General features: G+C 62.3%; 26 protein-coding genes. 19 read left to right on the plus strand and 7 right to left on the minus strand.

Translation table 11 applies throughout. The annotated features are described in order from the left end of the window. The first annotated feature begins 15 nt into the window (after positions 1–15). From RTH74_RS01685 to RTH74_RS01705, 5 genes are all read left to right on the plus strand, one after another. Positions 16–1,047, plus strand: coding sequence for an RnfABCDGE type electron transport complex subunit D (locus tag RTH74_RS01685; RefSeq protein WP_316913551.1), 1,032 nt, complete (start codon positions 16–18; stop codon positions 1,045–1,047). Positions 1,048–1,049: 2 nt separating this feature from the next. Further along, entirely contained in the window at positions 1,050–1,685 is a 636-nt protein-coding gene (rsxG, locus tag RTH74_RS01690; RefSeq protein ID WP_316913552.1) for an electron transport complex subunit RsxG, read from the plus strand. Then, entirely contained in the window at positions 1,682–2,389 is a 708-nt protein-coding gene (locus RTH74_RS01695; protein WP_099522105.1) for an electron transport complex subunit E, read from the plus strand. Before rsxG ends, RTH74_RS01695 begins: the two co-directional genes overlap by 4 nt. After that, positions 2,386–3,024 carry an endonuclease III gene (gene nth, locus RTH74_RS01700; RefSeq protein WP_084341346.1) on the plus strand — a complete coding sequence of 213 codons (639 nt, stop codon included), beginning with the start codon at positions 2,386–2,388 and terminating at the stop codon, positions 3,022–3,024. The genes RTH74_RS01695 and nth overlap by 4 nt, the downstream gene beginning before the upstream one ends. Positions 3,025–3,135: 111 nt before the next feature. Beyond that, entirely contained in the window at positions 3,136–3,315 is a 180-nt protein-coding gene (locus tag RTH74_RS01705) for a PA3496 family putative envelope integrity protein (RefSeq protein WP_017677837.1), read from the plus strand. Between the two features lie 56 nt (positions 3,316–3,371). Here the strand turns inward: RTH74_RS01705 and gloA are convergent, their stop codons facing one another. From gloA to RTH74_RS01720, 3 genes are all read right to left on the minus strand, one after another. Next, positions 3,372–3,764 (minus strand): lactoylglutathione lyase, encoded by a 393-nt coding sequence (gloA, locus tag RTH74_RS01710; RefSeq protein WP_316913553.1) that lies wholly within the window; start codon positions 3,762–3,764, stop codon positions 3,372–3,374. A 72-nt stretch (positions 3,765–3,836) separates the two neighbouring features. Further along, on the minus strand, positions 3,837–5,054 hold the full coding sequence (locus RTH74_RS01715; protein ID WP_106732997.1) for an argininosuccinate synthase: 1,218 nt from the start codon (positions 5,052–5,054) through the stop codon (positions 3,837–3,839). 115 nt (positions 5,055–5,169) lie between these two features. Further along, the gene (locus RTH74_RS01720) at positions 5,170–6,117 is read right to left on the minus strand and encodes an OmpA family protein (protein WP_316913554.1); all 948 of its coding nucleotides are present in this window, start codon (positions 6,115–6,117) and stop codon (positions 5,170–5,172) included. Positions 6,118–6,270: 153 nt separating this feature from the next. Here RTH74_RS01720 and pyrC point away from each other — a divergent pair, with 153 nt between their 5' ends. From pyrC to RTH74_RS01735, 3 genes are all read left to right on the plus strand, one after another. Then, positions 6,271–7,317, plus strand: a complete 1,047-nt coding sequence (gene pyrC / locus RTH74_RS01725) for a dihydroorotase (protein WP_316913555.1) — start codon at positions 6,271–6,273, stop codon at positions 7,315–7,317. Then, entirely contained in the window at positions 7,314–7,988 is a 675-nt protein-coding gene (gene rnt, locus RTH74_RS01730) for a ribonuclease T (protein ID WP_099522109.1), read from the plus strand. Before pyrC ends, rnt begins: the two co-directional genes overlap by 4 nt. A gap of 176 nt (positions 7,989–8,164) precedes the next feature. Continuing rightward, positions 8,165–8,383, plus strand: coding sequence for a bacterioferritin-associated ferredoxin (locus RTH74_RS01735; protein WP_004423711.1), 219 nt, complete (start codon positions 8,165–8,167; stop codon positions 8,381–8,383). Positions 8,384–8,452: 69 nt separating this feature from the next. Here the strand turns inward: RTH74_RS01735 and RTH74_RS01740 are convergent, their stop codons facing one another. Continuing rightward, on the minus strand, positions 8,453–8,824 hold the full coding sequence (locus RTH74_RS01740; protein WP_316913556.1) for a DUF5064 family protein: 372 nt from the start codon (positions 8,822–8,824) through the stop codon (positions 8,453–8,455). Between the two features lie 95 nt (positions 8,825–8,919). Then, entirely contained in the window at positions 8,920–9,237 is a 318-nt protein-coding gene (locus RTH74_RS01745) for a DUF2288 domain-containing protein (protein WP_316913557.1), read from the minus strand. A 295-nt stretch (positions 9,238–9,532) separates the two neighbouring features. Here RTH74_RS01745 and RTH74_RS01750 point away from each other — a divergent pair, with 295 nt between their 5' ends. The 6 genes from RTH74_RS01750 to RTH74_RS01775 all read left to right on the plus strand — a co-directional run bounded on the left by RTH74_RS01750 (position 9,533) and on the right by RTH74_RS01775 (position 16,206). Beyond that, the gene (locus RTH74_RS01750; protein ID WP_064494292.1) at positions 9,533–10,654 is read left to right on the plus strand and encodes a branched-chain amino acid ABC transporter substrate-binding protein; all 1,122 of its coding nucleotides are present in this window, start codon (positions 9,533–9,535) and stop codon (positions 10,652–10,654) included. Positions 10,655–10,769: 115 nt separating this feature from the next. Beyond that, positions 10,770–11,693 carry a high-affinity branched-chain amino acid ABC transporter permease LivH gene (gene livH, locus RTH74_RS01755; RefSeq protein WP_099522111.1) on the plus strand — a complete coding sequence of 308 codons (924 nt, stop codon included), beginning with the start codon at positions 10,770–10,772 and terminating at the stop codon, positions 11,691–11,693. Next, entirely contained in the window at positions 11,690–12,961 is a 1,272-nt protein-coding gene (locus tag RTH74_RS01760) for a high-affinity branched-chain amino acid ABC transporter permease LivM (protein WP_371916935.1), read from the plus strand. The genes livH and RTH74_RS01760 overlap by 4 nt, the downstream gene beginning before the upstream one ends. Further along, positions 12,958–13,725: a high-affinity branched-chain amino acid ABC transporter ATP-binding protein LivG gene (gene livG, locus RTH74_RS01765; protein ID WP_099522112.1), complete on the plus strand. Its 768-nt coding sequence runs from the start codon at positions 12,958–12,960 to the stop codon at positions 13,723–13,725. Before RTH74_RS01760 ends, livG begins: the two co-directional genes overlap by 4 nt. 3 nt (positions 13,726–13,728) lie before the next feature. Then, the gene (locus RTH74_RS01770) at positions 13,729–14,430 is read left to right on the plus strand and encodes an ABC transporter ATP-binding protein (RefSeq protein ID WP_072422687.1); all 702 of its coding nucleotides are present in this window, start codon (positions 13,729–13,731) and stop codon (positions 14,428–14,430) included. Positions 14,431–15,345: 915 nt separating this feature from the next. Then, complete coding sequence (locus RTH74_RS01775; RefSeq protein WP_316913558.1) at positions 15,346–16,206, plus strand: DUF6279 family lipoprotein; 861 nt, start codon at positions 15,346–15,348, stop codon at positions 16,204–16,206. Positions 16,207–16,228: 22 nt separating this feature from the next. Here the strand turns inward: RTH74_RS01775 and ung are convergent, their stop codons facing one another. After that, complete coding sequence (ung, locus tag RTH74_RS01780) at positions 16,229–16,918, minus strand: uracil-DNA glycosylase (RefSeq protein WP_099522114.1); 690 nt, start codon at positions 16,916–16,918, stop codon at positions 16,229–16,231. A 147-nt stretch (positions 16,919–17,065) separates the two neighbouring features. Here ung and RTH74_RS01785 point away from each other — a divergent pair, with 147 nt between their 5' ends. Continuing rightward, positions 17,066–17,881, plus strand: a complete 816-nt coding sequence (locus RTH74_RS01785) for an HDOD domain-containing protein (protein ID WP_316913559.1) — start codon at positions 17,066–17,068, stop codon at positions 17,879–17,881. An 89-nt stretch (positions 17,882–17,970) separates the two neighbouring features. On the opposite strand, the gene RTH74_RS01790 is transcribed toward RTH74_RS01785, so the two are convergent. Next, the gene (locus tag RTH74_RS01790; RefSeq protein ID WP_420713106.1) at positions 17,971–18,846 is read right to left on the minus strand and encodes an AraC family transcriptional regulator; all 876 of its coding nucleotides are present in this window, start codon (positions 18,844–18,846) and stop codon (positions 17,971–17,973) included. A gap of 130 nt (positions 18,847–18,976) precedes the next feature. Between RTH74_RS01790 and RTH74_RS01795 the strand changes: the two genes are divergently transcribed. The 4 genes from RTH74_RS01795 (at position 18,977) to RTH74_RS01810 (ending at position 23,888) form a co-directional block, all read left to right on the plus strand. After that, a complete protein-coding gene (locus tag RTH74_RS01795) occupies positions 18,977–20,473 on the plus strand; it encodes a CoA-acylating methylmalonate-semialdehyde dehydrogenase (protein WP_316913561.1) in 1,497 nt (498 codons plus the stop codon). Positions 20,474–20,570: 97 nt separating this feature from the next. Next, complete coding sequence (locus tag RTH74_RS01800; RefSeq protein ID WP_099522117.1) at positions 20,571–21,818, plus strand: ABC transporter substrate-binding protein; 1,248 nt, start codon at positions 20,571–20,573, stop codon at positions 21,816–21,818. Positions 21,819–21,824: 6 nt separating this feature from the next. Beyond that, positions 21,825–22,988 (plus strand): acyl-CoA dehydrogenase family protein, encoded by a 1,164-nt coding sequence (locus tag RTH74_RS01805; protein WP_316913562.1) that lies wholly within the window; start codon positions 21,825–21,827, stop codon positions 22,986–22,988. A gap of 81 nt (positions 22,989–23,069) precedes the next feature. Continuing rightward, positions 23,070–23,888: an enoyl-CoA hydratase gene (locus RTH74_RS01810; RefSeq protein WP_125879455.1), complete on the plus strand. Its 819-nt coding sequence runs from the start codon at positions 23,070–23,072 to the stop codon at positions 23,886–23,888. Positions 23,889–23,915 lie beyond the last annotated feature (27 nt).

A 23,915-nucleotide genomic window follows, 5' to 3' on the forward strand; every position in this document is an offset into this window, starting at 1 on the left:
ACGACCGGAGCGCCGATGGCCCTGCCCCGCATCACATCGCCCCACGCCACGGGCAGCAACCGTACCCAGCAGGTCATGCTGCAGGTGCTGCTGGCCACCGTGCCGGGCATTCTCGCCCTGACCTGGTTGTACGGCGCCGGCACCCTGTTCAATCTGATCTGGGCCAGCCTCTGTGCACTGGGCTTCGAGGCTGCGCTGCTGGCGGCACGCAAACGTCCGATCGCGTTCTTCCTCAAGGACTACAGCGCCCTGGTCACCGCCGTGCTGCTGGCCCTGGCCCTGCCGCCCTATTCGCCCTGGTGGCTGACGCTGATCGCCTGCGGCTTCGCCATCGGCTTCGGCAAGCAGCTCTATGGCGGCCTCGGGCAGAACCCGTTCAACCCGGCCATGGTCGGCTACGTGATGGTGCTGATCTCCTTCCCCGTCGACATGACCAGTTGGCCCGCGCCGCACGGCGTCGCCGCACTGGACGGCATCAAGCACATCCTCGGTATCGTCAGCCTGCCGGATGGCTGGGCCCAGGCAACCGCGCTGGACGCGCTGAAGGTGAACAAGAGCCTGACCATCGACGAGCTACACGCCAGCAACCCCGCCTTCGGCCATTTCGGCGGAGCCGGCAGCGAGGCGGTCAACCTGGCGTTTCTCGCCGGCGGCCTGTATCTGCTGCACAAGCGCCTGATCACCTGGCATGCACCGCTGGGCATGCTCGCCGCGCTGTTCGTCATGAGCCTGCTGTTCTGGAACGGCAGCGGTTCGGATTCCAACGGCTCGCCGCTGTTCCACCTGCTCACCGGCGCCACCATGCTCGGCGCCTTCTTCATCGTCACCGACCCGGTATCCGGCGCTACCAGCAATCGCGGGCGTCTGGTGTTCGGCATCGGCGTCGGCGTGCTGGTCTATGTGATCCGCACCTGGGGCGGCTACCCGGATGCGGTGGCCTTCGCCGTGCTGCTGATGAACCTGGCGGCACCGACCATCGACTACTACACCCGGCCGCGCAGCTACGGCCATCGCAAGCCCAACAGCGGCTTCAAGCTGGGAGAATGAGCATGCTGCCGGAAATCAGCCGTTCGATGCTGAAGAACGCCCTGGTGCTTGGCCTGTTCGCCATCGGCACCGTCGGCACCGTCGCCCTGCTGCAACAGGGCACCGCCGAGCGTATCGCCAATGCCGAGCGCGAAGCCCAGGTGCGTGCCCTGGCGGAAATCCTGCCGGCCGGCAGCTACGACAATCACCTGCTGGACAACCGCATCGAGCTCAACGCCCCCGAGCTGGGTCACCGCAGCCCGCAGTCAGCCTATCTGGCGCTCAAGAGCGGCGAGCCCAGCGCACTGATTCTGCCGGTGACCGCACCGGACGGCTACAGCGGCGCCATCCACCTGCTGGTGGGCATCTATGCCGATGGCCGCCTGGCCGGCGTGCGCGTGCTCAGCCATAAGGAAACCCCAGGACTGGGCGACAAGATCGAACTGGCCAAGAGCGACTGGATACGCAGCTTCGAGGGCAAATCCCTGAACGACCCTGGCGAAGAGCGCTGGGCGGTGAAAAAGGATCGTGGCGACTTCGACCAGTTCGCCGGCGCCACCATCACCCCGCGCGCCGTGGTCAAGGCCGTGCACGGCGCCCTGCGCTACTTCGACACGCACCGCGCCCAGTTGCTGGGCCAGGTGGAGGACGAACGATGACCAGCTACCGCGAAATCACCCTCAATGGCCTGTGGAAGAACAATCCCGCGCTGGTGCAGTTACTCGGCCTCTGCCCGCTGCTTGGAGTGAGCAACTCCACGGTCAACGCCTTGGGCCTGGCCCTGGCCAGCGCCGTGGTACTGGTGTGCTCGAACACCGCCGTATCGCTGGTACGCGGCGTGGTCAACACCGCTGTGCGTCTGCCTGCCTTCGTCATGATCATCGCCGCACTGACCACCTGCATCGAACTGCTGATGCAGGCCTACACCTACGAGCTGTACCAGATCCTCGGCATCTTCATCCCGCTGATTACCACCAACTGCGTGATCCTCGGCCGCGCCGACGGCTTCGCCGCCAAGCACGACCCAGCTCGCGCCGCCTACGACGGCCTGATGATGGGCCTGGGCTTCGGCACCGTGCTGGTGCTGATCGGCGCCATCCGTGAGCTGCTTGGCACTGGCGCACTGTTCGCCAACATGCACCTGCTGTTCGGCCCGATTGCCGCCGACTGGAAACTCACCCTGGTGCACGATTACCGCGGCTTCCTGCTAGCGATCCTGCCACCGGGCGCGTTCATCGTTCTGGGCCTGCTGATCGCCGGCAAGAACCGCATCGACCAGATCGCCGCCGAACGAGCCAAGGCCGCCGCGCCCGAGCTGCCTGCCCAAAGCCGCCGCGTTCGCGTTACCGGAGTCATCGAATGAATGCTGCCAAGCGCCAGGAAATCTTCCGCCGCCTGCACGAAGACAACCCCGAGCCGAAAACCGAGCTGGCCTACAGCACCCCCTTCGAGCTGCTGGTGGCCGTGACGCTCTCGGCCCAGGCCACCGACGTCAGCGTCAACAAGGCAACGGCCAAGCTGTTTCCCGTGGCCAACACGCCGGAGGCGATCTACGCCCTGGGCGTTGAGGGTTTGTCCGAATACATCAAGACCATCGGCCTTTACAACAGCAAGGCGAAGAACGTCATCGAGGCCTGCCGCCTCCTGATCGAGAAGCACGGCAGTGTGGTGCCGGACAACCGCGAAGACCTCGAAGCCCTGCCCGGCGTCGGCCGCAAGACCGCCAACGTGGTGCTCAACACGGCGTTTCGCCAGTTGGCCATGGCCGTGGACACGCATATTTTCCGCGTCAGCAACCGCACTGGCATCGCGCCAGGCAAGAACGTGGTCGAGGTGGAAAAGAAGCTGCTCAAGTTCGTGCCCAAGGATTACCTGCTCGACGCCCACCATTGGTTGATCCTGCACGGGCGCTACGTCTGCACCGCGCGCAAACCGCGTTGTGGCGCCTGCCGCATCGAAGACCTGTGCGAGTACAAGGCGAAAACCTCCGACGATTGATCGACCATAGAATCTGGCGATCTCCTGATTGAAAAAATCTTTTTTACCCGCTCAATTTTTGTCGCTATAAGGTGCGCAAATGGCCCCAGTCACTGGCCTGGAGTGGAATAGATGAGCACTGACAAAGAAGACCTCGAACTGGACGAAGACTTTGTCGCGGAAGAATCGGACGATGCCGAGCCTGCGGTGGAAGTCGCCAAGACCAACCTGACCAAGCGTCGCATCATCGACAACTTCCTCGAAGAGCGTCGCCTGCATAAACAGCTGGCCGAATACGATTTCGATATCTGAGTATCGAGCTGCACAGAAGAAGCCCCGCTGATTGCGGGGCTTTTCGTATGTATCGATCAGACGCGACGAGACGGTGAAAGCAGTTCGATCTTGTAACCGTCCGGGTCCTCGAAGAAGGCCAGGATACTCGTGCCGTGCTTCATCGGGCCCGGCTCACGGGTGATCTTGCCGCCACGGCCGCGAATATCCTCGCAGGCCTTGTAGACATCCTCGACTTCCAGAGCGATATGGCCGTAGCCGGTGCCGAGCTCGTAGTGCTCGACGCCCCAGTTGTGAGTCAGCTCGATCACGCTGTTGTGCGCCTCGTCGCCGTAGCCGACGAAGGCCAGAGTGAACTGCCCATCCGGGTAGTCCTTACGGCGCAGCAAAGTCATGCCCAGTACTTCGGTGTAGAAGGCAATGGACTTGTCCAGATCGCCGACGCGCAGCATGGTGTGCAGCAGTCTCATCAGATTCACTCCCGTAAAAAGCAGAACCCCGGCACATGGCCGGGGTTCTTGTTGTGGCGCAGGTGGCTGAGCTTAGACCAGCTTGCGGCCCTTGCCTGCAGCAATACGCATACGCAGGGCGTTGAGCTTGATGAAGCCTGCCGCGTCCTGCTGATTGTAGGCGCCGCCATCTTCCTCGAAGGTCGCGATGTTGGCATCGAACAGCGAGTCGTCGGACTTGCGGCCGGTGACGATGACGTTGCCCTTGTACAGCTTCAGGCGGACCACGCCGTTCACGTTAGCCTGGGAGGCGTCGATCATCTGTTGCAGCATCAGACGCTCCGGGCTCCACCAGAAACCGTTGTAGATCAGGCTGGCGTATTTCGGCATCAGCTCGTCTTTCAGGTGAGCCACTTCGCGGTCGAGGGTGATCGACTCGATAGCGCGGTGGGCCTTGAGCATGATGGTGCCGCCGGGGGTCTCGTAGCAGCCACGGGACTTCATGCCGACGAAGCGGTTCTCGACGATGTCCAGACGGCCGATGCCGTTCTCGCCGCCGATGCGGTTCAGTTCGGCCAGCACGGTGGCCGGGGTCATGGCTTTGCCGTCGATGGCGACGATGTCACCGGCCTTGTAGGTCAGCTCGATATAAGTCGGTGCGTCCGGCGCTGCCTCAGGGGAGACAGTCCATTTCCACATGTCTTCTTCGTGCTCGGTCCAGGTGTCTTCCAGCACGCCACCTTCATAGGAGATGTGCAGCAGGTTGGCATCCATGGAGTACGGCGACTTCTTCTTGCCGTGGCGCTCGATCGGGATAGCGTGCTTCTCGGCGTAGTCCATCAGCTTCTCGCGCGACAGCAGATCCCACTCGCGCCACGGGGCGATGACTTTCACACCCGGCTTCAGCGCATAAGCGCCCAGCTCGAAACGCACCTGATCGTTGCCCTTGCCGGTAGCACCGTGGGAGATTGCGTCGGCGCCGGTCTCGTTGGCGATTTCGATCAAGCGCTTGGCGATCAGCGGACGGGCGATGGAAGTACCCAGCAGGTACTCGCCTTCGTAGACGGTGTTGGCGCGGAACATCGGGTAGACGAAATCGCGAACGAACTCTTCGCGCAGGTCATCGATGTAGATTTCCTTGACGCCCATTGCCTGAGCCTTGGCGCGGGCCGGCTCGACCTCTTCACCTTGGCCGAGATCGGCGGTGAAGGTCACCACTTCACAGTTGTAGGTATCTTGCAGCCACTTGAGGATCACCGAGGTGTCCAGGCCACCGGAATAGGCCAGAACTACCTTTTTGACGTCCGCCATGCCATCACTCCACGGGTTGTACGGTAAAACCCGTGATTCTACTGGCCTCGCGCCTCAATTTACAGGGGCGCGACAGCTTGTGATGACGAAGCGACGGGAAGAATAGGATTTTTTGCTAGGAAGGCGTACTTCCGGCCGGGTCAGCCGGGGGGCTCGGTGGAGCGGTCTGCGGTGCGCTCTGTACCGGGGCATCCGACGCTGGCATACGATCCAGGCGCAGGGTCGCACGGCGATTCTTGGCGCGATTGGCTTCATTGTTGTTCGGCACCAGCGGGTAGCGCTCGCCGTGAAAGCGCATGGTGATCTGCTCGACCGGTATGCCGCCGGCCACTAGATATTCCTGCACGGCCAGCGCGCGGCGGCGTGACAGGTCACGATTGGTCAGGCGATTGCCGCTGTTGTCGGCATGGCCGTCGATCTGGAAGCTGTTGATGGTGGGGTCGGCCTTGACGAAGTCGAGGATGATATCGAGCTTGGCCTTGGCCATCGGGTCGAGATCGATGCCGCCACCGGGAAAACCGATCTGCGCCTGGCGAATCTGATCGAAATTGACCGGCAGCAGCTTCGCGGTACAGGCCTGGTAATCATCATAGGCCTTGTGAAACTTGACCGGCAGCAGCCGCACTTCCAGGTTATCGCCACCATTGAGCGTGCGGTGACGTACCACCGGGCTGCGCCCTTCGAGCAAGCCGGTTAGCAGGCGCGAGCCCTGCTCCTGCGAGCTGTTGAAGGGCACCTCGCCATTACCGACGCTGACCACTCCCAGGTTGATATCGCCGCGCCCTGGCTGCCAGGGCGCCGCTGCAGCGAGCAAGGTCGCCGAACCTGCCCCCATCCAGCGCTCACGCGCCTTGAGACGGAAGGTGACCTGCTCGCCGGCACGGCGCACGAACTCGCCACTGCCGAAATTGCTGATGGTCTGGCTCAGGCGACATTCGAACTGATCGCCCTCGACCGTCCACTCCACCTTTTCCAGCCGCGTCTGGAAGCTGATGGCATGCGCTGGCAGGCACAAGGGCATGCCAGCCAGCAGGCTGATCAGAAGGAAATTGGGCGCACGCACGGTCGACTCCACGGTGGTTCACGGCATTCTCACGGGGTATCGGTCAGGCGCGCGGAAACTTGACACCCAGGGTGCGATTGTCGCGTCGGTGCGAGCGCGAACAGGCGCTTTTCAGTTAACATGCGGCCACGTTTTACCCGCCTGGAAGCCTCCATGTCCGACCGCCTGACTCTCCTGCGTCCCGATGACTGGCACATTCACCTGCGCGATGGCGCGGTGCTGCCACACACCGTCGGCGATGCTGCGCGCACTTTCGGCCGCGCCATCATCATGCCCAATCTGGTTCCGCCGGTACGCAACGCCGCCGAGGCCGATGCCTATCGCCAGCGCATTCTCGCTGCGCGTCCGGCCGGCAGCCGCTTCGAGCCGCTGATGGTGCTCTACCTCACCGACAACACCAGCCCCGAGGACGTGCGTGCAGCCAAGGCCAGCGGTTTCGTGCATGCCGCCAAGCTCTACCCGGCCGGCGCTACCACCAACTCCGACTCGGGCGTGACCAGCATCGACAAGATTTTCCCGGCACTGGAAGCCATGGCCGAAGTCGGCATGCTGCTGCTGGTGCATGGCGAAGTGACCCGCGCCGAGATCGACGTGTTCGACCGCGAGAAAGCCTTCATCGACGAGCACCTGACCCGCGTGGTCGAGCGCTTCCCCACACTGAAAGTGGTGTTCGAGCACATCACCACCCGTGACGCGGTGCAATTCGTCGAGGCCACCTCGGCCAACGTCGGCGCCACCATCACCGCGCATCACCTGCTGTACAACCGCAACCACATGCTGGTCGGCGGCATTCGTCCGCACTTCTATTGCCTGCCAATCCTCAAGCGCAACGTGCACCAGGAAGCCCTGCTCGACGCCGCCACCAGCGGCAACGTCAAATTCTTCCTCGGCACCGACTCGGCACCGCACGTCAAGCATGCCAAGGAAGCCGCCTGCGGCTGCGCCGGCTGCTACACCGCCTATGCGGCCATCGAGCTGTATGCCGAAGCCTTCGAACAGCGCAACGCGCTGGACAAGCTGGAAGCCTTCGCCAGCTTCCACGGCCCGGACTTCTACGGCATGCCGCGCAACAGCGACAGCATCACCCTGGTGCGCGAAGAGTGGACCGTACCGGCCACCCTGCCGCTGGGCGACAACAGCGTGGTGCCGCTGCGCGCTGGTGAAACCCTGCACTGGAAATTGCTGGAGGCTCAGGCGTGAGCGAAGACAACTACGACGACGAACTCGAGCCTAGCCTGCCGTCAGGCCCGCGCACGCCCATGGCGGCGCGCTTTCGCGGTTATCTGCCGGTTGTGGTGGATGTGGAGACCGGCGGTTTCAACTGCGCCACCGATGCCCTGCTGGAAATCGCCGCGACCACCATCGCCATGGACGAGAGCGGCTTTCTGTATCCGGATCACACCCACTTCTTCCGCATCGAACCCTTCGAAGGCGCCAATATCGAACAAGCCGCGCTGGAATTCACCGGCATCAAGCTCGACCATCCGCTGCGCATGGCCGTCAGCGAGGAGCACGCGCTGGGGGAAATCTTCAAGGGCCTGCGCAAGTCGATCAAATCGGCTGGCTGCAAGCGCGCGATCCTGGTCGGCCATAACAGCAGCTTCGACCTGGGTTTCCTCAATGCCGCGGTGGCGCGCTGTGGCATCAAGCGCAATCCCTTCCACCCCTTCTCCAGCTTCGACACCGCTACCCTCGCCGGTCTCGCTTATGGCCAGACCGTGCTGGCCAAAGCCTGCCAGACCGCCGGTATCGAGTTCGATGGCAAGGAAGCACACTCGGCGCGCTACGACACCGAGAAGACCGCTGAGCTGTTCTGCGGCATCGTCAACCGCTGGAAGGAAATGGGCGGCTGGGACGAGTTCGATCAGTAACACGCAATCTCTCGCGTACATAAAAAAACCGGCCCAGGCCGGTTTTTTTATGTCTGGCCAACGGCCGAAAACCGTTCGTCAGACACTGCGAGCATTCGCAATAGATCTTTGACAAGCATTCTCATTAACATTAGTATCCGACCCATCGAACAGAACCACCAAGACGAGCCTTGCTTATGTACGTCTGCCTCTGTGAAGGTGTCACCGATACTCAAATCCGCGATGCGGTCTACGAGGGCTGCTGCAGCTATCGTGAAGTACGCGGCACACTCGGCATCGCCAGCCAGTGTGGCAAGTGCGCTTGCCTGGCCAAGCAGGTCGTGCGCGAAACCATCGCCGAAGTGCAAAGTAGCCAAGCCTCGCTGGCCTACCCTGCAGGTTTCGTCGCAGCCTGAAACACGCCCCCGAAAATGAAAAAACCGGATCTCAGCATCCGGTTTTTTTTCGTCCTCGAACAGCCAGGGTCACGTCAGACCATCACGTTCCAGATGATCGAGGTCTACCGCCTCGCCCGGCTTGGCGTGCAGCTTGGCGCGAATGTCCTCGAAGATCGCATCGTATTCGGCATGGGCACGCATGATCGGGCTGTGATTGGGCGGCAGGCCATGCTTGGCCACCAGGCGGGAGATCACGCTGGCGAAGTTGAATGCGGTATCGCGATGCATCTCGAAGACCTCTTCGAAAGCCTTGCCCTCTATCTCGCCAACCAGGCGCCCATGCAGCATGGGCCCTTCTTGCGAGTCCTTGCGCACCTCATAGTAGAAATCGATGCTGTAACCGGGTTGCCCGCCCAGACCAATCGGATTGCTGCGATGCAGATGACCAGGTTCGAACATGGGGCTCACTCCTTTGCCATAGCGCTACAAGGGGCTCCCTCCCGGGAGCATGCGAAGAGTCTAGCTCGCTGCTCACAGCCCAGCAGCGCGCTATTTCAGTGCAGGGTCGAATCCCCTGCTCGTTCCTGTACCAACACCCAGGGGGCGACCACGACTGCCCACAACTGCGGGTCACGCGAAAGCAGATCTTCGGCGCGTGAGTCTTCGAGCTTGCACAACAGGCCTTGGTTCATCCATTGCGCAACGCGAGCCTGATCGTTCTCGGCCACGGCCTGCGCGACCGCCACCAGATCCTCGCCACCCTCGACCCAGAGTAGCGCACCGCGAGCGAAGAACGGCTGCAGTTCCTGCCAACGAATCGGCGCTGTCTCACCGAGCAGCTTGGCATAGAGGGTGCTAGATTGATCCGTCATGGTGTGTCCCGTGTCGATGGCTTTGAATGCAGGCGCGCAATGATAGCGTCGGCAATTGCCCTGGCAAACGCGCGACGCTCGCCAGCCGACCCAGGCCACGCCGTTTTTCTATACATTCCTTGCAATTTAGCGACAACCCCACGTTTCGCCTCCAGCTGCCGGCTTTTCAAGGCGCAAATCCGCGCTCTACACTGTTCCGGTACAGTTGCCGGAGGCATTACCGGGGTCACTGACCCGGTTCTGCAGCTTCGGCCGCAAGAACTACAACAACGAAAAACACAAGAGTGGAGCACTCATGAACAAGGCTACTAAGCAGATTTCCAAGCTGTTCGCTGCAATGGCACTGGCGGGGGCGGCCAGCTATTCGATGGCGGCCGACAACATCAAGATCGGCCTGGCCGGTCCAGTGACCGGTGCTGTTGCTCAATACGGTGAGATGCAATTCATCGGCGCCAAGATGGCCATCGAGCAGATCAACAAGGCCGGCGGCGTGAACGGTGCCCAGCTCGAAGGCGTGGTCTACGACGACGCTTGCGATCCGAAGCAGGCCGTTGCCGTTGCCAACAAAATCGTCAACGACGGCGTCAAGTTCGTGGTTGGCCACCTGTGCTCCAGCTCCACTCAGCCGGCTTCGGACATCTACGAAGATGAAGGCATCCTGATGATCACCGCGGCTTCCACCAGCCCGGACATCACCGCTCGTGGCTACGAGCTGGTCTTCCGCACCATCGGTCTGGACAGCCTGCAAGGCCCGACCGCCGGTAACTTCATCGCCGACCACATCAAGCCGAAGAACGTTGCTGTCATCCACGACAAGCAGCAGTACGGCGAAGGTATCGCCACCGCGGTCAAGCAGACCCTGGAAAGCAAAGGCGTGAAGGTTTCCCTGTTCGAAGGCATCAACGCCGGCGACAAGGACTTCTCCGCGCTGATCGCCAAGCTCAACCAGGCTGGCGTCGACTTCGTCTACTACGGCGGCTACCACCCAGAGCTGGGCCTGCTGCTGCGCCAGACCAAAGAGCGTGGCCTGAACGTCAAGTTCATGGGTCCGGAAGGCGTGGGTAACAAGGAAATCTCGGCCATCGCTGGCCCGGCTTCCGAAGGCCTGCTGGTCACCCTGCCGAAGTCCTTCGACCAGGATCCGAAGAACCAGGCGCTGGTCGAGGCCTTCAAGGCCAAGAACGAAGACCCGAGCGGTCCGTTCGTGTTCCCGGCCTACGCTGCCGTTCAAGTCATCGCCGAAGGCATCGAGAAGGCAGGCGACACCGATACCGCCAAGGTAGCGGCTGCCCTGCGCGCCAACAGCTTCGACACCCCCACCGGTTCCCTGGGCTTCGACGAGAAGGGCGACCTGAAGGACTTCAGCTTCGTGGTGTACGAGTGGCACCAGGACGGCACCAAGTCCGAAGCCAAGTAAGCTTCCTGTCTGAGCCAAAGCCCACTGCGCGAGCAGTGGGCTTTGTTTATTAGAAGAATTCCGGCCTCGCGCTGCGCCACAAGCGCCGCTTTACGCGCTGCCCAGGAGTTAGGCAATGCCTGATCTTTATCACTACCTACAACAGCTGATCAATGGCCTGACCATTGGCAGTACCTATGCCCTGATCGCCATCGGCTACACCATGGTCTACGGCATCATCGGCATGATCAACTTCGCCCACGGCGAGGTTTACATGATTGGCTCGTACGTAGCCTTCACCGTTATCGCCGGCCTCGCCATGTTCGGCCTGGAAGCAGTGCCCTTCGTGATGATCGCGGCCTTCGCCGCCACCATGATCGTCACCAGCGCCTACGGCTACAGCATCGAACGGGTGGCCTATCGCCCCCTGCGCGGCGGCAACCGTCTGATCCCGCTGATCTCCGCGATCGGTATGTCGATCTTCTTGCAGAACGCGATATTGCTTTCGCAAGACTCCAAGGACAAAGCCATTCCCAACCTGCTGCCCGGCAATTTCATCCTCGGTGAAAGCGCGGCCAACGGCGTGGTGGTGTCCTACATGCAGGTGCTGATCTTCATCGTCACCTTCGTCACCATGATCGGTCTGACCCTGTTCATCTCCCGTTCTCGCCTGGGCCGAGCCTGCCGCGCCTGCGCCGAAGACCTGAAGATGGCCAACCTGCTCGGTATCAATACCAACAACATCATTGCCCTGACCTTCGTCATCGGTGCGGCACTGGCTGCCATCGCCTCGGTACTGCTGGGCATGAACTACGGCGTGATCAACCCGCACCTGGGCTTCCTCGCCGGTATCAAGGCCTTCACCGCTGCGGTACTCGGTGGTATCGGCAGCATTCCTGGCGCGGTGCTCGGCGGCCTGCTGCTGGGCGTGGCCGAAGCCTTCGGCGCCGATATCTTCGGTGATCAATACAAGGACGTCGTGGCATTCAGCCTGCTGGTGCTGGTGCTGCTGTTCCGCCCGACCGGCATCCTCGGCCGTCCTGAGGTGGAAAAAGTATGAGCACCGCCATTACCAAGAATCTCAAATCCGCGGTTTTCAGCGCCCTGCTGGTGCTGATCATCTCCTACCCGGTACTGGGCCTGAAACTCTCCACTGTCGGCATCAGCCTGCGCGTGGAAGGCGCCACCGCCTTCGAACTCTGGTGTATCGGCGGCGCTGCTACGCTGATTTTCCTCTGGCAATTGCTGCGCGACCGGCTGACCCCGGCCTGGGCCAAGCTGCCCAAACTGCCCAGCGGTTCCGGTGAGATCGGTAACTTCCTCACCCTGCCTTCCACCCAGCGCTGGATCATTCTGGCGATGGTCATGGTGGCACTGGTTTGGCCGTTCTTCGCCAGCCGGGGTTCGGTGGATATCGCCACGCTGATCCTGATCTACGTGATGCTCGGCCTAGGCCTGAACATCGTGGTCGGCCTCGCAGGCCTGCTCGATCTTGGCTACGTCGGCTTCTACGCCGTCGGCGCCTACAGCTACGCGATTCTGGCTCACTACTTCGGTCTGGGCTTCTGGCTCTGTCTGCCGCTGGCCGGCATGATGGCTGCGCTGTTCGGCTTCCTCCTGGGCTTCCCGGTGCTGCGCCTGCGCGGCGACTACCTGGCTATCGTGACCCTGGGCTTCGGCGAGATCATCCGCATTCTGCTGCGTAACCTCACCGAATTGACCGGTGGCCCCAATGGCCTGAGCATCGCCAACGAGAACAAGCCGACGCTGTTCGGTCTGTCCTTCGAGCGCCGTGTACCCGCCGACATGCCGACTTTCCACGGCTACTTCGAAATCGCCTACAACTCGCAGTACAAGGTGATCTTCCTCTACCTGATCGCCCTGCTGCTGGTGTTGCTGACCCTGTTTTTGGTCAACCGCCTGCTGCGCATGCCGATCGGCCGCGCCTGGGAAGCACTGCGAGAAGACGAGATCGCCTGCCGCGCGCTGGGCCTGAACCCCACCGTGATCAAGCTCTCGGCCTTTACCATCGGCGCCAGCCTGGCCGGTTTCGCCGGCAGCTTCTTCGCTGCGCGCCAGGGTCTGGTGACGCCGGAGTCGTTCACCTTCATCGAGTCAGCGATGATCCTCGCCATCGTCGTGCTCGGCGGCATGGGCTCGCAGCTGGGCGTGATCCTCGCTGCCATCGTCATGGTGATGCTGCAAGAGATGCGTGAGCTGAGCGAGTACCGCATGCTGATCTTCGGCCTGGTCATGATCTTCATGATGATCTGGCGCCCGCAAGGGTTGCTGCCGATGCAACGTCCCCACCTGGAGCTGAAGCGATGAGCCGCACGATTCTCGAAGTAAGCGGCCTGTCCATGCGTTTCGGCGGCCTGCTGGCCGTCAACGGGGTGGGCCTGAACGTCAAGGAAAAGCAGGTGGTCTCGATGATCGGCCCGAACGGCGCCGGCAAGACCACCGTATTCAACTGCCTGACCGGTTTCTACCAGCCGAGCTCGGGCAGCATCCGTCTCAACGGCGAAGCAATCGAAGGCCTGCCGGGGCACAAGATCGCGCGCAAGGGCGTGGTGCGGACCTTCCAGAACGTGCGTCTGTTCAAGGACATGACCGCGGTGGAAAACCTGCTGATCGCCCAGCACCGCCACCTCAACACCAGCTACCTGGCGGGCCTGTTCAAGACGCCAAGCTTCCGCCGCAGCGAACGTGAAGCCATGGACTTTGCCGGCTACTGGCTGGAGAAGGTCAACCTGGTGGACTTTGCCAATCGCGAAGCCGGCACACTCGCCTACGGTCAACAACGTCGCCTGGAAATCGCCCGCTGCATGATGACCCGTCCGAGCATCCTCATGCTCGACGAGCCAGCCGCAGGTCTGAACCCGCGCGAAACGGAAGACCTGAAAGAGTTGATCGGCGTGCTGCGCGACGAACACAACGTCACCGTACTGCTGATCGAGCACGACATGAAGCTGGTGATGAGCATTTCCGACCACATCTACGTGATCAACCAGGGCACTCCCCTGGCCGACGGCACGCCGGACGACATCCGCAACAACCCGGACGTGATCAAAGCCTATCTGGGGGAGGCGTAATCCATGCTGAGTTTCAACAACGTCTCAACCTTCTACGGCAAGATCCAGGCCCTGCACGACGTCAGCATCGAAGTGCAGAAAGGCGAGATCGTCACCTTGATCGGCGCCAACGGCGCCGGCAAGTCGACCCTGCTGATGACCCTGTGCGGCAACCCGCGCGCCACCAGTGGCAGCATCCGTTACCTGGGTGAAGAGCTGGTGGGTATGGATACCCCGGAGATCATGCGCAAGAGCATCGCCATCGTGCCGGAAGGCCGTCGCGTATTCGCCCGCCTGACCGTCGAGGAAAACCTGGCCATGGGCGGTTTCTTCGGTGACAAGGCGGACAATCAGGAGCAACTGGACAAGGTCCTGCACCTGTTCCCGCGCCTGAAGGAACGCTTCGCCCAGCGCGCCGGCACCATGAGTGGTGGCGAGCAGCAAATGCTCGCCATCGGTCGTGCGCTGATGAGCAAGCCCAACCTGCTGCTGCTCGACGAGCCCTCGCTGGGTCTTGCGCCGATCATCATCCAGCAGATCTTCGACATCATCGAGCAACTGCGCAAAGACGGCGTGACCGTGTTCCTGGTCGAGCAGAACGCCAACCAGGCGCTAAAACTGGCAGATCGCGGCTACGTGCTGGAGAACGGCCATATCGTCATGCGCGGCAGCGGTGAAGAACTGCTCAACGACCCCAAGGTACGCGACGCCTACCTCGGCGGCTAAGCGCTCCCTGCGACATCGGAACCGCCCTTCGGGGCGGTTTTTTATTGGTTATTCCTATTTGGATGCGTTTGACACTGGACTAGTAAGTTTGTGTGCGTATTGCTCAGGGGACTTAGCACTATCCATTTGTGCGTGCGCCGAACGTTTGGGTTGCGCCCCTTACGGGCGCCACACCTTTCTTGCTTGCCCAAGAAAGGTGTGCCAAAGAAGGGCACCCCGACATTCGGGTTTCGCTACGCGAAACTTCCCTCGCTCCGGTGCTGCTCCGGGGGCCGGCTTACAAGGGCCATCCCTGGCCCTTTAAGCCTTTCGCCGCATCCATGCGGCTCACTCCCCTACGCAACACCTTTGCTCGGCCTCCTGAAGGGGACCTAGTCGCGAGCTTGCGAAATCTTCAGCAGATCAAAGTCGGTAGCGTCTGGCTTTTGCTCTTTCACCGCGATCTTACAGACGACGCCCAAATCCCCTTCAGGAGGCCGAGTGGAATCACCGTGGAAGGGGTTGAGCGACATGGATGTCGCGAGAGCTGCGATGGGCCAGGGATGGCCCTTCGCAGCGTGCCCCTGTAACGGTGATGGAGCGAGGGAACCCCGGCGCAGCCGGGGCCGTATGCAGGGGTGTGTTTCTTTGCTTACTTTCTTTGCACAAGCAAAGAAAGTGAGTCGCCCGTGAGGGGCGAAACCAAGACGAAAGATCGACACGGCAATGATCGTTGCCCGGACGTAAATAGCGCAAAAGAACACAAAATTACCAGTCCGGTATCAATCCGCACTTTCCCAACCAATGTAAAGAACCTCTCCTTTTGAGCCCGATCCAAACCTCACATCACCGAACTCTTAAGCGAATATTTCCACCCCCTTGCGTCAAATGTACCGAGTATTAGTCTCAACAACTCTGCCCTCGCGAGCCCAGATCATGCGCAAGTCTCTGCTCCTGCTACTGGCCATCACCCTGCTGCTGAGCGCGTGCAGCCGTGTCGGCCTGGCCTATCGCAACCTCGATTGGCTGATCCCGTGGAAGCTCAGCGACTATGTAGCACTGACCAGCGAGCAGAGCGCCTGGCTCAAACCCCAGCTGCAAGAACATTTGACCTGGCACTGCAGCGTCGAGCTGCCGCGCTATCTCGACTGGCTGCAACGCAGTCAGCAGGCACTGAGCAGCCGTGACAGCGAGCTGATGGCCAGCCAGCTGGCCGACTTCGAACAAGCCATGCAGCGCATCGCCGTGGAGATAACCCCCAGCACCATCGAGCTGCTGCGCGGCCTCAGCCCGCGTCAGGTCGATCAGCTGTTGGCGGCCATGGACGAGCAAAACGCCAAGCTGCGTGAGGAGTTTCTCGAGCCACCCGTGCAGGAACAGATCAGCCGTCGCGCCGAGCGTATGGAAGAGCGTCTGCAACCCTGGTTCGGCAACTTGAACGCCGAGCAGCGCGAGCGGGTGCAGAGCTGGGCACAGGGCCTGGGGGAACAGAATCAGGTCTGGCTGGAAAACCGCATGGCCTGGCAACAGGCGCTGCGTGAGGCGCTGGAAGTGCGCCGTGGCGACGACTTCGCTGCGCGCATGACCGCCCTGCTGCAACAGCGCGAGCGCTTCTACACCAGCGCCTACCAGGCCAGCTTTGATAAGAATCGTCAGGCCATGGCCGAGATGATCGTCGACCTGGTCGCCCAGGCTGACTCAAAACAGATGGCGCGAGCCGACAAGCGCCTGAAAAGCCTTCACGCCGATCTCGCTGCGCAGCAGTGCACGGCTGATCAGACAGTTGCGCGGCGCTAAGCAGGCCTCGTCGTCAGCGGGCTCAGAGCGCCGGCAAGCGCCAGTCGATGGGCGTCATTCCATTCTGGCTGAGGAACTGATTGCAACGGCTGAAGTGACCGTTACCAATGAAGCCGCGATGCGCCGACAACGGTGACGGGTGCGGCGAGCGCAGCACCAGGTGCTTGGTCGGGTCGATCAGGCGCTGCTTGCCCTGGGCGTGGCTGCCCCAGAGCAGGAACACCAGCTTGTCCTGATGCTCGCTGACCACTTCGATCACCCGGTCGGTAAAGAACTGCCAGCCCTTGCCCGCGTGCGAGCCGGCGTTGGCGCGCTCGACGGTCAACGAGGTGTTGAGCAGCAGCACGCCCTGATCGGCCCAGCTCTGCAGGTACCCATGGGCCGGGATGTCGATATTGAGGTCGCGCTTGAGCTCCTTGTAGATATTCACCAGCGACGGCGGCGTCTGCACGCCCGGCTGCACGGAGAAGCACAGGCCATGGGCCTGACCGGGACCGTGGTACGGGTCCTGGCCGATGATCACCACCTTGACCTGATCCAGCGGCGTGGAGTTGAGCGCATTGAAGATCAGTGGGCCCGGCGGATAGATTTCCTTGCCGGCCGCCTTTTCCGCCTGCAGGAACGCACGCAGTTCGCTCATGTAAGGCTTATCGAACTCCTCACGCAGCGCGTGTTTCCAGCTGGCTTCGAGCTTGATGCGATCGTCGGTCATGCGGTTTTCCTGCAGGGTCAAAACAAGTGCAGGCACGCTAGTGAAGGGGGCCGGGCAAGTCAAGGTAACAGCTGTGCATCGGCTTTAGGCCAAGGCTCTGCTAGCATCTCAATACGCCGCTGCGGTTCCACGGAAGCCCCCGCCATCATGTCGCTGTCCCCCGAAGCCATCCGCTTCGCCCTGCTCACCCGTTTTCTCAAAGGTCAGGCAAAAGTGCCGCAAATGCCGGAAGCGGCCATGCGCATTCGCCAACTGCTGGACGACCCACGCACCTCGCTGGAACAACTGGCGCGGGTGATCAACAGTGATCCCCCGCTGGCCGCCTATCTCATGCAGTTCGCCGAAAGCCCGTTGATTCGTGGGGCGCGGCCCTGCGTGTCGATGCGCGACCTGCTCGCCCGAATCGGAACTCGCCAACTCGGCACCCTGGTACTGGGGTTCACCGCGCGTAATCTCTTTGCCAGCAAGGAAAAAGCCTTGCAGCAGGCCTTCCGCCAGCGCTGGCGCAAGGCCCGTGAGCGCGCCGCGTTCTGTGCCGCTCTGGCACAGCGCTGCAACCAGCCACTCGATGAGGCCATGCTCGCCGGTCTGCTGCAGGATATCGGTAGCCTGCCATTGCTCGCGGAGCTGGAGCACTGGCCGGACTTCCCGCGCGATGCCGAGCACCTGGATGGACTCTGCGATTACCTCTCCGGCGACATCGGTGCACTGGTGCTGACACGCTGGCAGGTGCCGACCACGCTGATCGAGTGCGCCAGGCAACGTAACAAATGGCTGCACGATCATGACGGCGAAGCCGACCTGACCGACCTGGTGCTGTTGGCCAGCGCGTTGCAGATACAACCAGCGAATCTCCCCGAGCCACTATCCGCGCAGCGCCGACTGGGACTCGAACAACCACTGACCAGCCTGCGCGAAGAGCTGCTGGCCGAGCAACAGCTGTGGCTGCGCATGCTGGCCTGAGCACCTCCAACCGGTAGATCACGTTGCCTTGAATACCCAGGCTGTACTCATGGCCCCCCTGCCCCGAGCGAAATATGCCGGGCGCTCTGTTACCCCTGATGCAGTGCTCGGTAATGACTGGGCGCCATGCCCACCACCTTGCGAAACAGCCGCGAGAAGTAATAGGGATCGTCGTAGCCAAGCTGCTCGGCGACCTGGCGCACTTCGGCGTCGCCACGATCGAGCAGACGGCAGGCCAGAGCCATCTTCAACTGGATGAAGTCCTGGATCGGTGCATGGCCGGTCAGCGCGCGGTAGGTCTTGGCGAAATGAAAGCGCGACAGCTTGAACTGTGCAGCCAGCTCATCGAGGTTGAGGCTGCCATGCAGATGCTCGCGCATCACCGCCTGCACCGCCTCGACATCCAGCACGCGGCCGGACTTGAGGTTGACCCGCGCCGGCAGCACGGCCAGCGAGCTGAGCATCGCCTGCAAACGGTGCGCAGCGTGGATGAAAGGCAAGGCGTTTAGGCCCTGGCGCTGCAAGCCCAGCAACGCCTCGAAATCGCCGATCAGCCGGGGCTGCACGCCGATGCGCCGCAGCGTTTGCGTGCCCAGCAGGCGCAGGAAGTCTTCGCCAAAGCTGCCGTCGAAGTGCACCCAGTAGATCGTCCAAGGGTTATGAAGGTCAGCGCCATAGGCATGCGCAGCGTCCTTGGGCAGCAGCAGCAAATCGCCAGCAGCGACCTCAAATCGTCCATCCGATGTTTCCAACCACCCCTTGCCCGAGCGGCAGTAGATCAGCAGATGATCATCCGGTTGCGCGCGGCGCATCTGGTGACCGGTTGCATCGGGGTAGAAGCCTATGGCCAATGGATAGCACCCAGCGCTCAAGGCATGGCGCGCCAGCAGGCGGCGCAGGCGCGGTGGCGTGATGAAGCGTTGCCCACCGACAGGCAACGGCCAATTGGAGGTTTCCACCCGCATTCCCACCACACCACTCCTTGCCAGCCTGACCGAATGACAAGATCGTCCATCCCAAGCCCAAGATCGTCAATCCACAAACGGGCATCCAATGGCTATAAAAGGTCCCATACAAGAACAACAGGAGGCGACCATGCCCCGCACGCTACCGCAACTGATCGACGGCAAATGGCAAACCAGCCAGGCTCGTGAGCTGATCGAAGTCACCGACCCGACCAGTCAGGAGGTGATCGCCCTTGCCCCCAAGGCCACCGCCGAGGAAATCGAGGCCGCGGTGGCCGGTGCGCAGAAAGCCTTCCTCGCCTGGCGTGAGGTACCGGTATCGGAGCGCGCCCGCCTGATGCTGCGCTACCAGCACCTGCTCAAGGAACACCATGACGAGCTGGCGGAGATTCTCGCGGCGGAAACCGGCAAGACCTTCGCCGACGCCAAGGGCGACGTCTGGCGCGGCATCGAAGTGGCCGAACATGCAGCCAATATCGCCAGCCTGATGATGGGCGAGACGGTGGAGAACGTTGCCCGCGAAATCGACACCTCCAGTTGGATCCAGCCGCTGGGCGTGTGCGTCGGCATCACCCCGTTCAACTTCCCGGCGATGATCCCTCTGTGGATGTTTCCGCTGGCCATCGCCTGCGGCAATAGCTTCATTCTCAAACCCTCGGAACAGGACCCGATGACGCCCAACCGTCTCGCCGAGCTGTTCCTCGAAGCCGGCGCGCCGGCCGGCGTGCTGCAGGTGCTGCATGGCGGCCGCGAGCAGGTCGATGCGCTGCTGGTGCATCCGCTGGTACGCGCGGTGTCCTTCGTCGGTTCAGTCGCGGTCGGCCAACATGTCTACCGCACCGGCACACAGCACCTGAAACGGGTGCAGGCCTTCGCCGGGGCGAAGAACCATATGGTGATCATGCCGGATGCACCCAAGGATCAAGTGATCAGCAACCTGCTCGGCGCCAGTTGTGGCGCCGCCGGGCAGCGCTGCATGGCTATCAGCGTAGCGGTGTTCGTCGGTGAATCGAAGCAGTGGATCTTAGAGCTGGCCGAACAGATGGCCGCGCTGCGCCCTGGTCATTGGCAGGACAGCGGCGCCGCCTACGGCCCGCTGATCAGCCCGCAGGCACGCCAGCGCGTGTTGCACCTGATCGAACAAGGCAAGGCCGAAGGCGCCGAGTGCCTGCTCGACGGCTCGCAATGCAAGGTAGACGGTTACCCGGACGGCAACTGGGTCGGGCCAACGCTGTTCCGTGGCGTGACGACGAAGATGGGCCTGTACCGCGAGGAAATCTTCGGCCCGGTGCTGGTGTGCATGGAGGTTGCGACCCTGGAAGAAGCCATCGAACTGGTCAACGCCAGCCCCTATGGCAACGGCACCAGTCTATTCACCCGCTCCGGCGGCGCTGCGCGGCATTTCCAGCACGCGGTTGAAGTCGGCCAGGTGGGTATCAACGTCCCGATTCCGGTACCGCTGCCGTTCTTCTCCTTCACTGGCTGGAAGGGCTCGTTCTACGGCGACCTGCACGCCTACGGCAAGCAGGCGGTGCGTTTCTACACCGAGACCAAGACCGTGACCAGCCGCTGGTTCGACGACACACCACTCGGTGATGGCCCGAACATGACCATTTCACTGAAGTGAGAACTGGGTGAGCGTTTCTTAGACTAATAGACGATCACTCGAACTGGACGAGCGGCGTAAAACGGTTCTCTGCAGAACAAAAACAAGGAGAACTGCAATGCGCCAACTGTCCGCCACGCTGGCCCTGTGGGCCGCACTTACCGCCTGTGCGCAGGCTGCCGAGCCGATCACCCTCGGCCTCAATTACCCGCGCACCGGACCATATAAGGAGGAGGGATTGGCGCAGATGCGTGGAGCCCTGCTGGCCATCGATGAAATCAACGCTGCAGGCGGTGTACTGGGCCGACCGTTGCGCCTGTCCAGCAAGGACACCGCCTCGCGGCCGGCCAAGGCCGAGAAGAACGTCGACAAGCTGGCCGCCGAAGGTGCAGCAATGCTCTTCGGTGGCTCTTCCAGCGCGGTCGCCATCGCCGCAGGCAAGCGCGCCAAGCAGCACGGCCTGCTGTACTTCGGCACCCTTACCTACTCCAACGACACCACTGGCAAGGATGGCCATCGCTACATGTTTCGCGAGTGCAACAACGCCTGGATGAGTGCCAAGGTGCTCGGCCAATACCTGAGCAAGACCCTGCCGAACAAGCGCTACTTCTATGTCACCGCTGACTACACCTGGGGCCACACCAGCGAGGCATCGCTGCGCCAGGCCACCGCCAGCGACAATGCCGCCCAGCACGCCAGCGTACGCATCCCCTTCCCGGGCGCGCGCCTGGCCGACTATCAGGACGCGCTGACCCAGGCCGCCGCCAGCAACGCTGAAATCCTTGCTCTAGTGCTGTTCGGCGAAGACCTGGTGCGTGCCATGCGCGTCGCCAAGGACCTTGGCCTGACCGAGCGCATGCAGATCGTCGCACCCAACCTGACCCAGAGTATGGTCGAACAGGCCGGCCCCAATCTGATGGCAGGCGTGATCGGCACCGAACCCTGGACCTGGCGCGTACCGGCGCTGGAAAAATCTGCGCGTGGTGAAGCCTTCGTCGAAGCTTTCAAGACCCGCTACGAGATGTACCCATCCAGCTCCGCCGCCTCGGCCTACAGCATCGTCCAGCAGTGGGCCGACGCCGCCACACGAGCCAAGAGCCTCGACAGCGAAACGCTGATCAAGGCACTGGAAGGCCACCGCTACACCTTGCTCAAAGACGAACAGCAATGGCGTGCCTTCGACCACCAGAACCTGCAGACGGTCTACGCCGTGAAGGTCAAGCCGCGCGACGAGGTCCTCAAGGACCCACTCAAGCAGGACTACTTCGAAATCGTCGACCGCCTCGATGCCAGCAGTGCGCTGCCCAGCCTCGCCGAGTGGCAGGCCGAGCGCCGCGCCGGCGGCCAACCCCTGACCTTGCAATGAGATGCCATGGACTTCGAACTCAGTGATGAACAACGCCTGCTGACCGACAGCGCCCGCGCCTTCGCTGCGCGGGAGCTGACGCCCCACGCCGCCGAGTGGGATCGCGAGCAGCACTTCCCCGTCGAGGTGATTCGCCGTGCTGCCGAGCAGGGCTACCTGGCCCTGTATCTGCGCGAAGAGGACGGCGGCCTGGGCCTGTCCAGGCTGTCCAGCTCACTGATATTCGAACAACTGGCGGCAGGCTGCGTCGCCACCACCGCCTACCTGACCATCCACAACATGGCCACCTGGATGCTCGCCAGCTTCGCCGAGCAGAGCCTGAAAGATGCCTGGCTTCCGGGGCTGATCAACGGCCAGTCGCTGGCCTCCTACTGCCTGACCGAGCCGGACGCTGGCTCCGACGCCGCCCATCTGCGCACCCGCGCACGGCGCGATGGTGACGACTACGTGATCGACGGCAGCAAGTGCTTTATCTCCGGGGCGGGAAGCACACAGGTGCTGGTCGTCATGGCGCGCACCGGTGAGGATGGTGCCAAGGGTATTTCCTGCTTCCTGGTGCCTGCCGATGCGCCCGGCGTACGTTACGGACGCAACGAGGACAAGATGGGCTGGAAGGCGCAGCCGACCCGCACCATCACCTTCGAAGGCGTACGCATTCCCGCCAGCCACCGCATCGGCCCAGAGGGCGAAGGCTTCGTCTACGCCATGAAAGGCCTTGATGGTGGCCGCCTGAATATTGCCAGCTGCTCGCTGGGCGCTGCCCAGGCGGCGTTGGAGCAAAGCCTGCGCTACGTCGAGGAACGCAAGCAGTTCGGCAAGGCGCTCAGCGAATTCCAGGCCCTGCAATTCAAGCTGGCCGACATGCTCACTGCCCTCACCGCCAGCCGGCAGATGGTGCGCCTGGCCGCGCACAAGCTCGACCATGGCCACGGCGAGGCCAGTCTGTACTGCGCCATGGCCAAGCGCTTCGCCACCGACCAGTGCTTCGATGTGTGCAACGAAGCACTGCAACTGCACGGCGGTTACGGCTATCTGAATGACTATCCGCTGGAACGCTGGGTACGCGACGCCCGCGTGCACCAGATACTCGAAGGCACCAACGAAATCATGCGGGTGATCGTCGCCCGTCGTCTGCTTCTGCAGGGCGGCATGCTCGATCGTCTGCTGTAAACCGTTTTCCCTCTCCCTACGCGGGCCGCCCCCGCCCTCTCCAATGAATGGCAGAGGGGAGATAATCGACGAGGAATCGTGATGAGCACTGCACTGGAAACCTACAAACCCGGCATCTTCGACCTGACCCACAAGCTCACCGTGGAAAAACACGGGCATACCGCGCTGATCACCATCAACCATCCACCGGCCAACACCTGGGACCGCGACTCGCTGATCGGCCTCAAGCAGGTGATCGAACACCTCAACCGCGACGACGAGGTGTATGCACTGGTGGTGACCGGCCAGGGGCCGAAATTCTTCTCCGCTGGCGCCGACCTGAACATGTTCGCCGATGGCGACAAAGCCCGCGCTCGTGAGATGGCGCGGCGCTTTGGCGAAGCCTTCGAAACCCTGCGCGATTTTCGCGGCGTGTCCATTGCCGCGATCAACGGCTACGCCATGGGCGGCGGCCTGGAGTGCGCGCTGGCCTGCGATATCCGCATCGCCGAACGCCAAGCGCAGATGGCCCTGCCAGAAGCGGCTGTCGGCCTTTTGCCCTGCGCCGGCGGCACCCAGGCACTGCCCTGGCTGGTCGGCGAAGGCTGGGCCAAACGCATGATCCTTTGCGGCGAGCGCATCGACGCCGAGACCGCCCTGCGCATCGGCCTGGTCGAACAGGTGGTGGACACCGGCGAAGCACGCGGCACTGCCCTGCTGCTGGCATCCAAGGTGGCGCGACAAAGCCCGGTGGCAGTGCGCACCATCAAACCGCTGATCCAGGGTGCACGCGAGCGTGGCTCCAACACCTGGCTGCCGGAGGAACGCGAGCGCTTCGTCGATCTGTTCGATGCCGACGACACCCGTGAAGGGGTCAACGCCTTCCTGGAAAAACGCGATCCGCAGTGGCGCAACAAATAACTCGCGGTTTCGCTCCGCCCGTAGGGT

Source organism: Pseudomonas sp. zfem001 (assembly GCF_032621725.1).
Taxonomy (GTDB): Bacteria; Pseudomonadota; Gammaproteobacteria; order Pseudomonadales; family Pseudomonadaceae; genus Aquipseudomonas; species Aquipseudomonas sediminis.